Below are 13,978 nucleotides of genomic sequence, written 5' to 3'. Positions count from 1 at the left end.
TATTCACGCCCTCGCACCCACAGCACACCGCAATGACCCCCAAGCTGCCCCGCAGACACGGCTTTTTCGAGCATTACGAAGAGTTGGTTGGCACCTGGACCCGTCGCCTGAGAAACCGTCAACAGGCCGAGGACCTGGCCCACGATACCTTCGTGCGGGTGCTCGAGTCGGATTCGGCGGTGGTGCAGCAGCCCCGGGCCTATCTGCACCAGACGGCGCGCAACATTGCGGTGGACGGTTATCGGCGTGAGGATCGGCGGGGCGCCATGGAGTCGGAGGCGATCGATCTCAGTGTGTCGTCATCCGGCGACCCGGAGCATTTCATGCAAGCGATCCAGTTGGCGGATTCCATCGAACGGGCGCTCACCGAGCTGCCGGTCAACTGCCGCAAGGTGTTTGTCTGGCAGAAAATCGAAGGCCTGACCCAGGCTGAAATCGCCGAACGCCTGGGACTGTCCAAGAACATGGTGGAAAAGTATATGATCCGCACGCTGCGGCATCTGCGCGACCGCCTGGATGAGTTGCAGTCATGATGTGCGGTGGCCTTGAAAATACCCGTAGGAGTTGCCGCAGGCTGCGATCTTTGGCGGTCTTGAAGTGGCCGAAGATCAAAAGATCGCAGCCTTCGGCAGCTCCTACACCAACCGCATACCGCGTGATTTCTCATCCCCGGCCAAACAGGAACTTCCATGATGGATACTCGTGATTGTGCGTGCGGGCAAACAGCGGTTCGCGATGAAGCGGCGCGGTGGTTTGTGCGTTTTCAGGAACCCGCGGTCGATGTCGAGGCGTATCGCCAATTCGACAGCTGGCTGAACCAGCATCCTCAACACCGCAATGAATTCGAAGTGCTCCAGGGCCTGTGGAGCGCCGCCGACCTGCTGCCGACGGCGCGTCTGCAGGCGTTGTGCGAGGAAGCGCCGAATCGCAGCAAACGACGCCCGTTGCTGCGCTACGCGGTGGCGGCCAGTGTGTTGGCGATGGCCGTCGGCCTGGGGCTATTCAACGTTTTGCAGCAACCTTCGCCCTACACCGCCGAGTTTTCCACGGCGCTGGGCGAGCGTCGCCAGGTCGCCTTGCCCGACGGTTCGACGGTCGATCTGGATAGCCGCAGCCGCATTCAGGTGCGTTTTGAAAAGGATCGTCGCGCCATTGAACTGAGCGAAGGCGAAGCGCTGTTCAGCGTCGAACACGACAGCAACCGGCCCTTTGTGGTCGAGGCGGGTAGCGGCAAGGTCATCGTCACCGGCACGCGCTTCGATGTGCGCCGGGGCAGCAGCGACACTCGGGTGGTGGTGGAGCAGGGCACGGTCAAGGTGCAGGGACGCGACGCCGCCGCCAACGACTTCATCAGCCTGACCGCCGGCCTGGGCAGCCATGTCGATGCCGCGGGCAAGGTCGCGCCGGCCTACGCGGTCAATCCCGCCGAACTGACGGCCTGGCGCAGCGGCAAACTGGTGTTCAACAACGCCAGCCTGGCCGACGTTGCCGAGCAGGTCTCGCGCTATCGGGAAAAGCCGCTCAAGGTCGGCAATGCCGCCGTGGGCAATCTGCGCCTGACCAGCGTGTTCAAGTCCGACAATACCGACGCCTTGCTCAAGGCCTTGCCTAACATCCTGCCGGTGGCCGTGCGCACCCTCGACGACGGCAGCCAGGAAATAATTTCAAAATAAAATTCAGGTTTTTTTCGAGTTCATCGTCTTCCTGTTCAACTGCAACTGGTTTGCATTAACAAGCGCACACTCTTGCGATCTTCAGGATTACGTTCGACGTGAAAAAGACCACCGCTAAAAACAACAAATCCACTTGGTTGCCGCTGGCCCTTGCACTGGCGGTCAACCTGGCGCTGCCTCAGGCATTCGCTGCCGACGCTATCCACATTCCGGCGCAACCCCTGGGTCAGGCCCTGAGTCAGCTGGGCCAGCAAACCTCGCTGCAGGTATTTTTCAGCCCTGAACTGGTGGCCGGCAAACAGGCCCCGGCGGTGGAAGGCAATATCGCGCCGGAAGAAGCGCTGCGCCAGTTGCTGCAAGGCAGCGGCCTGCAGTACCAGATCGATGAAGGCTCGGTGACGCTGCTGCCAGCCGCGGCAGCGACCTCTGCGGCGAACGGCCCGCTGGAGCTCGGCGTGACCGACATCAAGGTGGTGGGCGACTGGCTCGGTGATGCCGATGCCGCGGTGGTACAGAACCACCCCGGTGCCCGTACCGTGATTCGCCGCGAGGCCATGGTCGAGCAGGGCGCGATGAATGTCGGCGACGTCTTGAAGCGTGTGCCGGGTGTGCAGGTGCAGGAGGCCAACGGCACCGGTGGTAGCGATATTTCGCTGAACGTCGGCGTGCGCGGATTGACCTCGCGCCTGTCGCCACGCTCGACTGTGTTGATCGATGGCGTACCGGCAGCCTTCGCCCCCTATGGCCAGCCGCAATTGTCCATGGCGCCGATTTCCTCCGGCAACCTCGACAGCATCGACGTGGTACGTGGCGCAGGCTCCGTGCGTTACGGGCCACAGAACGTCGGCGGGGTTATCAACTTCGTGACGCGAGCAATCCCGGAAACAGCCTCGGCGGAAATCGGCAGCACCCTGGAAACCTCCCAGCATGGTGGCTGGAAGCACATCGATACAGTTTTCGCCGGCGGCACCGCCGACAACGGCATGGGCGTGGCGCTGTTGTATTCCGCGGTGAACGGCAACGGTTACCGCAAAAGCAACAACGGCAATGACATCGACGACGTGATCCTCAAGACGCACTGGGCGCCGACCGATGTGGATGACTTCAGTCTCAATTTCCACTACTACGACGCCAGCGCCGACATGCCCGGCGGCCTGACCCAGGCCCAATATGACGCCGATCCGTTCCAGTCCGACCGCGACCACGACAACTTCAGCGGCCGGCGCAAGGATGTGTCGTTCAAGTGGATTCGGCAACTTGACGACCGCACCCAGGCCGAGGTGCTGACCTACTACACCGACAGTTTTCGTGGCAGCAACATCGCCGCTCGCGATCAGAAAACCCTCGGCTCGTTCCCTCGCACCTACTACACCTTCGGTATCGAACCACGGGTCTCCCATGTGTTCGATGTCGGCCCGAGCACCCAGGAAGTCAGCGTCGGTTATCGCTACCTGAAAGAAGCCATGCACGAAGAAGCCAGCCGCCTGGCGCTGGTCAACAACGAGCCGGTGGTGCGTCCGGGTTCGGATGGCCACGTCTATCAGGACCGTACCGGTGGCACTGAAGCCAACTCGGTGTACATCGACAACAAGATCGACGTCGGCAACTGGACCGTCACCCCGGGTATCCGTTTCGAACACATCAGCACCGATTGGCATGACCGCCCAGTGCTCGACACCGCTGGCAGGCCGGTGCCGGAGAAGAACCGCAGTATCGAAAGCAACGAGCCGCTGCCGGCCCTGAGCGTGATGTATCACATCTCCGATGCCTGGAAACTGTTCGCCAACTACGAGACTTCGTTCGGCAGCCTGCAGTACTTCCAGCTGGGCCAGGGCGGCACGGGTGACGAGACCGCCAATGGCCTTGAGCCGGAAAAAGCCAAGACCTACGAGCTCGGTACGCGCTACAACGATGAAGTGTGGGGCGGTGAAGTGACGCTGTTCTACATCGACTTCGATAAAGAACTGCAATACATCAGCAACGATGCCGGCTGGACCAACCTCGGCGCCACCACGCACCAGGGGATCGAGGCTTCGGTGCACTATGACATGGCGGCGCTCGACCCGCGCCTGGCCGGCCTGACCGCCAACGCCGGCTACACCTACACCCGCGCTGTCTATGAAGGCGAGATTCCGGACTTCAAGGGCCGGGACCTGCCGTTCTACTCGCGCCAGGTGGCGACGGCCGGGCTGCGCTACGACATCAATCGCTGGACCTACAACCTGGATGCCTTCGCCCAGTCCAAACAACGCTCGCCGGGTGTGGCGGTGAACGCTGACGGCAGCTTCAGCAACAACTACATCACCGAAGGCACGGCGGATGGGCAGTACGGCGACATTCCGGGCTACGTCACCTGGAACGCCCGTGCGGGCTACGATTTCGGTCCGCAGGTGTCGAACCTGAAGCTCGGGGCCGGGGTGAAAAACATCTTCGACAAGCAGTACTTCACCCGCTCCAGCGACAACAATGCGGGCATGTATGTGGGGACGCCGCGCACGTTCTTTGTGCAGGCCAGCGTAGGGTTCTGACAGACCGAGGTGCCAGCGAAGCTTTTAAACCTTCAACACCTTCCCGCCAATCGCCACCGCCAGCAACAACAGCGCCATCAAGCCGAAGGCAAAACTCAAACTGGCGGCATGGGCGACAAATCCGATCACCGCGGGCCCGGCGAGTATGCCTGCGTAACCCAAGGTGGTAATGGCCGGCACGGCGATGCTTTCCGGCATCACGGTTTGCTTGCCTACTGCGGTATACAGCACCGGCACGATGTTGGAACAGCCGGCGCCCAGCAATGCATAACCCACCAGCGCCGCTTCCCAACTGGGGGCGAACGTGGCCAGGCACAGCCCGGCCGCCGCCGTCACCCCGCCGAAGACAATGACCCGGGTCGCACCCAGGCGCCGCACTATCGAATCGCCGGTCAGGCGACCCACCGTCATGGTCAGGGCAAATGCTGCGTAGCCCAAACCGGCATAGGCCTTGTCGATCCCGCGTTCCTGCGCCAGGAATACCGCGCTCCAGTCCAGGGCGGCGCCTTCGGCGAGGAACACGATGAAACACATCCCGCCGATAAACAGCACGATGCCGTGGGGAACCGCGAACGCCGGCCCCGAACTTTCGCTGCCATAGGGCAGCATGTGCGGTGCAGCCTTCAACAGCGCAACCAGCAGCAGGACAATGACCACCAGCATCGCGCCCAGCGGCGCGAGCCCCAGGCCGAGCAGCGCACTGACGCCCGCCGCGCCGACGATTCCGCCCAGGCTGAACAAGCCGTGGAACCCCGACATCATGTTTTTGCCGCTGGCCCGTTCGACGATCACCGCTTGCAGGTTCACCGTCGAATCCACAGTGCCCAGGCCCGCGCCGAACATGAACAGTGCGCCAATCAGGGCTGGAATCGACGTTACCGTAGCCAGCAGCGGCAGCGCCGCACAGATCAACAGGGTGCCGCCGGTCGCCACCTTGCGGCAACCGAAGCGCGAGGCCAGGAGGCCGGCCACGGGCATGGCCAGTATCGAGCCGACGCCCAGGCACAGCAGTAGCAAACCCAGGGTGCCTTCATCCAGCCCGGCCCGCGCCTTGGCATAGGGCACCAGCGGCGCCCACGCGGCGATACCGAACCCGGCGATGAAAAAGGCGATGCGCGTGGACATCTGTTCCTGGCGTCCTGGCACGAATGAGGTCCGGGTGTTGAGGTTGGTCATATCAATCCTTGGCAAAAAACGTCGCGTCTGCAAGGGACAATGACTTGCCCCGTGGGTTCGTTCAGCGGTCGTGGCGTCCTGCACGCCGACAGGCTGACATCCTTGCACAGCCGGACCCTGTTTCGCGATATGTTGTGCCAAAGCCAAATATCCAGCAGGGAGGGGCGCCATGGCGCGGATGTACGATGCACGGGGCAATATCTACGGGGTGGTGGCGCCAGAGACGCTGCGCCGGCAGGGCATCGATGTGCCCGATCAGGCCGACCATGCCGCACAGACCCGTGAGGCCTGGACGCTGGCGGCCATCGAAGCGTGCTGTGCCTGGGCGCCCGGCACGCAACCGCCGGGCAGCAAGGATCATCGCAGCGACGGCTTGCTGGTCGGCCCCTTTCAGTCAGCGCCGCCCTTTGATCTGTTGATCGTCAATACCGACGGCACCCTGGCCGAGCGCAGCGGCAACGGGCTGACGATTTTTTCCCAGGCGTTGAGCGACCAGGGGCTTTTTCCCGGCGACGAAGCCTGCGTGCTCAGGGTGCATCACGACAAATCCGACACGCCTTCACCGGGGCAGACCGCAGTGAAAGCTGCGCAAGTCGAGGGCGTGCAGGGTTTCCGGCTCGACCTGGGCCAGCCTGGATTCGGGCCGTCGGCGGTCAGTGCCGTTGGCGTTGAAGCTGCGCAATTGAACGGCTGTGAGCTCAGTCACGTGCGGCAATTGTCGGCGCTTAATGGCGCCTGGTCGCGCAGTCAGTTCGTACGGGTCGGCAATCCCCATTGCGTGACGTTGGTGGACAGCGCCGAGGCCTTGCCGAGCAATGAGCAGATGCGCGAGCCGGCGATGGGCGAAGGGCTGACGCGTATCGCGTTCGCCATGCCGACCGGGGCCGGGCAGCCTTGTGCGGCGGGGATCAATTTGCAATGGGCGATGCACGAGACAGGGCAGCGCGTGGTTGCGCGAGTGTTCGAGCGGGGCGAAGGGCCGACGGCGTCCTCGGGGACGAGTGCGACGGCGGTGGCGTGTGCGGCGTGGCGGGTCGGTTGGGTCCGCGCTGGCGAGGTGAAGGTGACGATGCCTGGTGGCACGGCGCCGATTTTGCTGGAAGAAGAGCTGGGAGAGCTGAGTCGGGTCAGCCTGTTTGGTACGGCTCGATTGATCGGTTGAATTTGAAGTCGCCTTCGCGAGCAAGCCCGCTCCCACAGTGGGTCAGTGTTCGCAATCCACTGTAGGAGCGGGCTTGCCCGCGAAGAAGCCAGCCCAGTCACCGCAACCTTCAGATCTGCTCGCCGGAGAACTCCACCACCGGCATCGTCCGCTTCATCAACACCTTGCCGCCACGCACCGAATACAGCGGCAAGCCCTGGCTGCGAATGACCTCGTAATCGTTCTCCGCGGACAGGATCAGCAAGTTCGCCGGCCGTCCGGGTTCAAGCCCGTAGCGCTCACCCAATGCCATGGCCCTGGCGCTGTTGACGGTGACCAGGTCCAGGGCGTTTTGCAGGTTGCGATAACCGAGCATGTGACAGATGTGCAGGCCGGCTTCGAGCACCCGCAGGATGTTGCCATTGCCCAGGGGGTACCAGGGGTCGACGATCGAATCCTGGCCGAAACACACGTTCATGCCGGCTTCCAGCAGCTCGTTGACCCGGGTCACGCCCCGGCGTTTCGGGAAATTGTCGAAACGCCCTTGCAGGTGGATGCTTTCGGTGGGGCAAGAGACGAAGCTGATCCCCGCGTGCCCGAGCAGGCGAAACAGCTTGGCGCAGTAGGCGTTGTCATACGAGCCCATCGCCGTGGTATGGCTGGCGGTGACCCGCGAGCCCATGTCGCGGCTGCGGGCTTCTTCGGCCAGCACTTCGAGGAAGCGTGACTGCGGGTCATCGGTTTCATCGCAATGCACGTCCACCAGGCAACCGGTGCGCTCGGCCAGGTCCATGAGGAATTTTATCGAGCTGACGCCCTGGTCGCGGGTGTACTCGAAATGCGGAATGCCGCCCACCACATCGGCACCCATGCGGATGGCTTCCTCCATCAGCTCGCGGCCATTGCGGTACGACTCGATGCCCTCCTGGGGGAATGCGACGATCTGCATGTCGACCAGATGCCGGCTTTCTTCGCGCACCTCGAGCATGGCCTTGAGCGCGGTGAGCTGCGGGTCGGTGACGTCGACGTGGGTGCGCACGTGCTGGATGCCGTGGGCGGCAAGGGCCTGGAGGGTTTTCCTGGCGCGCACCTTGGTGTCTTCCTCGGTGATGGTGACCTTGCGCTCGCCCCAGCATTCGATGCCTTCGAACAGCGTGCCGCTCATGTTCCAGCGCGGCTCGCCAGCGGTGAGGGTGGCGTCGAGGTGGATGTGCGGTTCGACGAAGGGCGGCACCACCAGGTTGCCACCGGCGTCCAGGTCGTCGGGGCCCAAGGTCGGCGCTTCGGTCTGCCGGGCGATGTTGCTGATCAGGCCGTTTTCCAGGTGCAGTTCATGCAGGCCTTCCTGGTTGCGCAGCCGGGCGTTGATGATGTGCATCGGGCAGATCCTTTCAGAGAACCGTTTGGACGATATCTCTACGTTAGCTCGGCAGCGGCAAATGCCGCCAGCGGTCTTTTCGCGGGCGCTATCAGACCGTCATGTTCAACGGCAAAAAACGCATCAATGCAGCGACAACGGCTTCCGGTGCATCTTCCTGAACCAGATGCCCGGCTTTGGCCACCGCATGGAACTGCGCCCCCGGAATCATGGCCTGCAGGGCCCGCCCGCGATCGATGGGAATCCACTGGTCGTCCTCGCCCCAGAGAATCTGCACCGGGCAGCGAATCGTCGGGTACAGCCCCTCGGCCTCGCGGGTGCAGCGCTCGTCCATCTGCGCGATCTGGCGATAGAACGCCGCCTGCCCCGGATCGCCCAGCCACGGTTGCACATAGGGTGCGAGTTCGTCATCCGGGATGTCGCGCTTGATCGCCCCGCGGATATAGGCCGGGACTATGGCCCGCTGAATGTAGTCCGGCACACCGCTGAACGCAGCTTGGTGCTGACGCACATGCTGCACGAACGGCGAACCCCAGGGCGTCAGTGCCACCGGGTCGATCAGCGTGAGGCTGCGGTAATCCTTGCCGTTGAGCAAATGGCAGCGCAGGGCAGTGGCCCCGCCAAAGTCGTGGGCCACCACGTCCGGGTGATCCAGGCCCCAGTGTTCCAGCAACTGCGCCATCAACTGGTTTTGCACACCCAGGGAGACGTCGCCATCGACCTTTTCCGATTGCCCGTAGCCCAGCAGGTCGAAGTAGTGCACCCGATGCGTGGTGATGAAGTGCGGCGCAATCCGGTGCCAGACATGGGAAGAGAAGGGCGTGCCATGCACGAACACCAGCGGCGGGCCATCGCCGCGCACGGCATAGCGAACGGAATGCCCATTGAAGCGATAGCTTTGAGCCAGCGGCCAGTCAGTCATGTGCGTGTCCTCTTGGCGGATGCGAGCCAAAAAGCATAGGCATAAAAAAACCACCGGTCTCGGTGGTTTTTTTGATCGATTGGCTCACTCGCCGCGATAGATGCAACCGCTGGTGCAAGTCTCGTGAATCCGGATGGCGCTCAATTCCGGCAGCAGCGGCTTGAGTTCCGCCCAGATGAATTTGGCCAGCACTTCGCTGGTCGGATTCTCCAGGCCAGGAATATCGTTCAGGTAGTTGTGATCCAGACGCTCATACAGCGGCTTGAAGATCGCCTTGATTTCCGAAAAGTCACGAATCCAGCCGGTGTGCGGATCGAGGTCGCCACTGAGGTGAATCGCCACTTTGAACGAGTGACCGTGCAGGCGGCCGCACTTGTGGCCGTCCGGGACGTGGGGCAGGCGGTGGGCGGATTCGAAGGTAAATTCTTTGAAGATTTCCACAGTGGTTTCAGCTCTGTTCAGGTGGCGATCGCCGCGGCGATGTGGGCAGGTGGCGAGTTTAACAGCTTGTCCTGACTAAAGGGTCAGCAAGCGTTCGGCGAGACGACCGTTGGCCGCCAGTTCGAGAAACTCGTCGCCCAGGCGGCGGCTTTCATCCATGGTCGTGCGCCAGTATTTCTGGCGGCTCGGGGCGTCGCCCATGAAACGCTTGAAGTCATTGCGGTCTGGCAATTTGCCATAGGGCAGGCGCGCCAGGTACTCCTTCGAAGGCGCCAGCAGCAGCACATCCTGCAAGCGCTTGGGGCAGGCGCGACGCCATGGCAGGGTCTTGTCGAACCAGCCGGGAATCACCCGGTCGGTGAAGTGCGGATAAAGCACGATGTCGTTGCCGCTATAGGGCAAGTCCAGGTGATAGTCCAGCAGACCGCCATCGCGGAATGTACCCGTACCTGCGCCAGGAAGATGACGCACGCCTTCCATCACCATCGGGATAGAACCCGAGGCGAGCAGGGCTTGGCGCAGATTGGCGCTGTCCAGGGCGACGAAGCGCGACGGAAAGTCGTTCAGCGCGTTGACCGGCGGTGCCAGGCGCGGATCGTGGATGATCAGCCGCTCGAAGTGCCGGGACAGCCGCGCACGACCGCGCAGGTTGTCGGCGATCACTGACGACAGGCCCAGGCCCAGTCGGCCCCGGTGGTCGTCCGCGAGCAGTCCGTGGCTTTTGACCACCATGATATTCAAGCGGTAATGGGGGTTGTCGAGCACAGCCGCGTCACGCCCGTCGAGCAGATCATCGAGCATGCGCCGGGAGCTTTCGCTGATCTGCGCCATGGTCACGCCTTTGGCAAAGTTCTGCTCGGTGTACAGCTGACCGAGGCGCCGCAGGCCTTCGGCGGCATCCGGCAGGCAGGCACTGGCGAAACGCCAGGAGCCCACCGATGCACCGATCAACGAGCGCTCGCGCGGCACCGCCGGCAACCATTCGCCAAACAAGGCCAGGTCCAGTCCCTGAATGCCCAAGGCCTTGGGACCGCCGGCGGCACCGGGCAGCGTGCCGACATCGGCGGCGCTCAAGCCGTTCTGGCGAATGCGTGCCAGTGCCCGGGCGCCGGCCTTGAGCGTCAGGGAGGGGAACTTGATATGGATAGCGGTCATACCGGTCTCGAATGCGGGCGAACCGGCGGATTATAAGCGTGCTTACACGCAATTTCCCTGACGTGGTTCCCGTCTTTGGCCGATGACCGCTTGCGTGGGCCGTTTACTGGCGTGAAGTGACTTTGTCCGACGAGGCTACAGTACCGCCGCCGCAATTGATGTAAGAAGACGATTTCAGCCAACGCTGGTCCGGATAGTAGGAAAACAGCAGCTGTCCATCCTTCATCGAGTCAATCAGGCGATGAGCGATGGCGGGCCTGACCGCCGGGCAACCCAGGCTCCTGCCGATCCGGCCGTTGGCGCGAGCCAGCACCGGGCTGACATAGGGCGCGCCGTGAATGACGATGGCCCGGTCAAAGGCGTTATCGTTGAAGCCAGGCTCCAGGCCTTCCATGCGCAAGGAATAGCCGTTCTTGCCGACGTAACTCTGTTGGGTGCGGTACAGGCCAAGGCTGGTGGCGAAGCTTTCATTCTGGTTGGAAAACTGGGTGGTCATGTTTTCGCCGCTGTTGCGGCCATGGGCGACAAGTTCGTGGAACAGCAGCTTGCGTTTTTTCAGATCGAACACCCACAGGCGTTGTTCGGTCGAAGGTAGGGAATAATCGATCACTGCTAGTCTCTGTGCCGGAACAGAGCCTTGGGCGCGGGTACACTGTGTGGCGCGAACTGCCAGGGCAATGACCTTGGCATTGGCGTTTGGAGCCGCTTTGGCCAGCGCGACTTCGAGCGAATCGGCGTAGGCTGACGGGAGGATAGCCGACGTCAGCAACAGGGCTGTCAGGCCAAAGCGATGTAGCGCCATAAAAATGTCTCTTCAGGAATATTTCGAGTCTAGCAGTGAGTTGGACGCTAGCCCTTTGATTACAGGCGATTAAGGATTATCCATGGGTCAATTAACAAGGTCATTCGTCATAAGCCGTGTATTTTTTATGGTCTTTCTGATCAGCGGCGCTGCGATGGGTGAAACTTCGCCGATCGTGCCGGTATCTCCGGCGCCAGTGAGTGTGCTCGGTGCTGCGCCCGATGACGTCGTTGGTCAGGCCATCCAGGCGGAGCTCGAACCGCTGCAATCTTCATTCCCGCCTCTGTTGACCTCGCGCAAACATCAACGGGTGGATGTCGCCCGGGTAGTCCTGGATTTCTATTCGCATCGCAATTTCCGCGCCGCCTGGACCAACGGGCGAGATGTCAGCCAGTTGCTCCAAGGACTTGATGGTACCCAGGCCGATGGCCTGATCCCCGAGGATTACCGGGCTGGCGAACTGGCCCAGGCGCAACTGGCGCTGCAGGCCACGGCGCCGACGCCGGCGCAATGGGCGGCTTTCGACATCGCGGCAACTCGTACGTACATCACGGCGCTGCTGCAGTTGCGCCGTGGCAAGGTAGATCCGGCCCGGTTGGATTTTCACTGGAACTTCGAGCCCGAGGGCATTGACCCGCGCGAGGATATGAACAGCTTCTTTACTGCCCTGGATGATCACGACGTCGCTCGTGCGTTCGTTCTGGCGCCACCTCAGGAGGCGGTTTATCGCAGCCTGCGCGAGAGCCTTGCGCAGTTGCGCCAGATTCGTGACGCCGGTGGTTGGCCAAAAGTCGCCGAAGGGCAGTCGCTCAAGCCCGGCATGGACAATGCCGCGGTCCGGCAATTGCGCGCACGCCTGGTGGCAGCCGGTTATCTGGACCCGCACAAATCGAAGCGTACCGATTACGACGACAGTGTCATCGCCGCGGTGAAGAAGTATCAGCTCGAACAGTACCTCGGCGCCGATGGCGTGGCGGGGGCGACGACGCTGGCGGCACTGAATGTGCCGGTCGAGGCGCGAATCGATCAGGTTCGGGTGAACATGGAGCGGGCGCGCTGGCTGCTCTATAAGCTGCAAGGCACGTTTGTCATCGTCGATATCGCCGGCTACAAGGTCGCCCTGTACCGCGACGGCCAGCCGGTCTGGCGTTCCCGGGTGCAGGTCGGCAAACCGTTTCGCAGCACGCCGGTGTTCCAGTCGGAAATAACCTACGTCACCTTCAACCCCACCTGGACCGTTCCGCCGACGATTCTGGTCAAGGATATGCTGCCCAAGATCCAGCAGAATCCGGGCTACCTCGCGGCCAACCGGATTCGCGCCCTGGACCGCGAAGGCAACACGCTCGATCCGTCGACCGTCGACTGGTCCAACGCGCGCGGCATCACGCTGCGCCAGGACGCCGGTCCGGAAAACTCACTGGGGCAGGTGGTCATCCGCTTCCCCAACGACTATGCGATCTACCTCCACGACACCCCCCATCGCGAGCTGTTTGCCAAATCCATGCGGGCCACCAGCTCCGGCTGCATCCGGGTGGAGAATCCGTTGCAGTTGGTCGAACTGCTGTTCAACGACCCTGTGCGCTGGAATTCGGCGGGTATTCAAAAGCAACTGGCCAACGGTAGAACCGAAAACATCAAGCTTCCCGTCAAGGTGCCCGTGCTGCTGGCCTATTGGACGGTGGACCTGAATACCGACGGACGGGTGACGTTCAAACCCGACGTTTACGGTTACGATTCCCCGGTGCTGCGACTCTTGAACCAGCCGTCCAAGTTGCCCGCTCTGGAGTTGCAACGTGCAGAACCGCCAATGGTGGTCACAGGCCAGGACAAATCGTAACCCCAGGCGTCTTTTCGAGATGCCGAGCCGAAGGTTTACCCGCTGAAAACTATCGACATGGAAGTGGGTCACAGTTGATCAATAACAGGGATAGAGACATTGACGATGGATGTTGCCGATAAAAAAATGACACACATCACAGATTCGTTTCGGGTGCATGATCTGGATGAGTGCCGCAACACTCAAACGGGTCCCGTGTTCATCGTGGCGTCGGGTGCGTCGGCAAAAGATTTCCCGTTACACAAGTATGCCGGCGTTCCAATGATCACCATGAATGGTGCCATTTCGAAATTCACCGGGACGGGGATCAAGCCGTACTTCTATGTCTGTACGGATCAGGGTTTTTCCGAGCAGCAACCGGAACTGTTTACCGAAGCCATGCGCCTCAGCGAGCGGGTTGCGTTGTGGGAAAAACATATCTGGCACACCTCGGTAAAGCCTCAGGGCAAGCTGTACTTGCTGAGCCGGGCACCCAAGCTTTCGTGGAGCGAGTTTTTCAGGACAGACAAGGACCTGGTCAGGGTCCGCAGGCTAGGCAGTGGCCGCAACAAAACCCTGGGTTTCAGCAAGAATCTCAAACGTGGTTTTTTTGACGCCCGTACCGTCGCCTACCTGGCTTTGCAGCTTGCCTACCACCTGGGATTTACCCGGGTATTCCTGGTGGGCGTCGACCTGGACCCGACGGCGGGGCGCTTCTATGAGAGGTCGGGCAGTTTCGCTTCTCCCTGTGTGCTCGATGAGCATTTTCATACGCGAATCCTGCCGTCGCTCAAGATCCTGTCGCAGCAGGTGGTGAACAAGGATTTTCAGGTTTACAACCTGTCCGATATCTCGAAAATTCCACCGCGAGTGATCCCCCGGATGACGCTGCAAGAGCTCGACAGGTTGCTCTGACGGATCACACGACATTAATTATTTCGACTCA

12 protein-coding genes are annotated in these 13,978 nt (G+C 61.7%); 6 read left to right on the top strand and 6 right to left on the bottom strand.

Annotated elements, in window-relative coordinates:
* Nucleotides 1-32: 32 nt before the first annotated feature.
* The 3 genes from DKB71_RS23850 to DKB71_RS23840 all read left to right on the top strand — a co-directional run bounded on the left by DKB71_RS23850 (nucleotide 33) and on the right by DKB71_RS23840 (nucleotide 4,201).
* On the top strand, nucleotides 33-533 hold the full coding sequence (locus DKB71_RS23850) for a sigma-70 family RNA polymerase sigma factor (RefSeq protein ID WP_274075463.1): 501 nt from the start codon (nucleotides 33-35) through the stop codon (nucleotides 531-533).
* A gap of 156 nt (nucleotides 534-689) precedes the next feature.
* Nucleotides 690-1,673: a FecR family protein gene (locus tag DKB71_RS23845; RefSeq protein WP_408597800.1), complete on the top strand. Its 984-nt coding sequence runs from the start codon at nucleotides 690-692 to the stop codon at nucleotides 1,671-1,673.
* 98 nt (nucleotides 1,674-1,771) lie between these two features.
* A complete protein-coding gene (locus DKB71_RS23840; protein ID WP_274075461.1) occupies nucleotides 1,772-4,201 on the top strand; it encodes a TonB-dependent receptor in 2,430 nt (809 codons plus the stop codon).
* 24 nt (nucleotides 4,202-4,225) lie between these two features.
* Here the strand turns inward: DKB71_RS23840 and DKB71_RS23835 are convergent, their stop codons facing one another.
* Nucleotides 4,226-5,377, bottom strand: coding sequence for an MFS transporter (locus DKB71_RS23835; protein WP_274075460.1), 1,152 nt, complete (start codon nucleotides 5,375-5,377; stop codon nucleotides 4,226-4,228).
* Nucleotides 5,378-5,546: 169 nt separating this feature from the next.
* Between DKB71_RS23835 and DKB71_RS23830 the strand changes: the two genes are divergently transcribed.
* Nucleotides 5,547-6,539, top strand: a complete 993-nt coding sequence (locus tag DKB71_RS23830) for a diaminopimelate epimerase (RefSeq protein WP_408597797.1) — start codon at nucleotides 5,547-5,549, stop codon at nucleotides 6,537-6,539.
* Between the two features lie 109 nt (nucleotides 6,540-6,648).
* On the opposite strand, the gene codA is transcribed toward DKB71_RS23830, so the two are convergent.
* The 5 genes from codA to DKB71_RS23805 all read right to left on the bottom strand — a co-directional run bounded on the left by codA (nucleotide 6,649) and on the right by DKB71_RS23805 (nucleotide 11,216).
* Entirely contained in the window at nucleotides 6,649-7,896 is a 1,248-nt protein-coding gene (gene codA / locus DKB71_RS23825) for a cytosine deaminase (RefSeq protein ID WP_408597795.1), read from the bottom strand.
* Between the two features lie 91 nt (nucleotides 7,897-7,987).
* Nucleotides 7,988-8,818, bottom strand: coding sequence for an alpha/beta fold hydrolase (locus DKB71_RS23820; protein ID WP_408597793.1), 831 nt, complete (start codon nucleotides 8,816-8,818; stop codon nucleotides 7,988-7,990).
* An 84-nt stretch (nucleotides 8,819-8,902) separates the two neighbouring features.
* Nucleotides 8,903-9,259, bottom strand: coding sequence for a 6-carboxytetrahydropterin synthase QueD (gene queD / locus DKB71_RS23815; protein ID WP_008056290.1), 357 nt, complete (start codon nucleotides 9,257-9,259; stop codon nucleotides 8,903-8,905).
* 75 nt (nucleotides 9,260-9,334) lie between these two features.
* Entirely contained in the window at nucleotides 9,335-10,414 is a 1,080-nt protein-coding gene (locus DKB71_RS23810; protein ID WP_323606857.1) for a patatin-like phospholipase family protein, read from the bottom strand.
* Between the two features lie 103 nt (nucleotides 10,415-10,517).
* Entirely contained in the window at nucleotides 10,518-11,216 is a 699-nt protein-coding gene (locus tag DKB71_RS23805; RefSeq protein ID WP_274075455.1) for a murein L,D-transpeptidase catalytic domain family protein, read from the bottom strand.
* An 82-nt stretch (nucleotides 11,217-11,298) separates the two neighbouring features.
* Between DKB71_RS23805 and DKB71_RS23800 the strand changes: the two genes are divergently transcribed.
* Together DKB71_RS23800 and DKB71_RS23795 are read left to right on the top strand one after the other, a co-directional pair.
* Nucleotides 11,299-13,053 (top strand): murein L,D-transpeptidase, encoded by a 1,755-nt coding sequence (locus tag DKB71_RS23800; protein WP_408597790.1) that lies wholly within the window; start codon nucleotides 11,299-11,301, stop codon nucleotides 13,051-13,053.
* Between the two features lie 105 nt (nucleotides 13,054-13,158).
* On the top strand, nucleotides 13,159-13,947 hold the full coding sequence (locus tag DKB71_RS23795) for a lipopolysaccharide biosynthesis protein (protein WP_408597788.1): 789 nt from the start codon (nucleotides 13,159-13,161) through the stop codon (nucleotides 13,945-13,947).
* The last annotated feature ends 31 nt before the right edge of the window (nucleotides 13,948-13,978 follow it).

The sequence above is a fragment of the Pseudomonas sp. PLMAX genome (genome assembly GCF_046042685.1).
Lineage (GTDB): Bacteria > Pseudomonadota > Gammaproteobacteria > Pseudomonadales > Pseudomonadaceae > Aquipseudomonas > Aquipseudomonas putida_AE.
The sequence above is the reverse complement of the archived record's forward strand: the minus strand, read 5'-3'. Positions and strand labels throughout refer to the sequence as shown.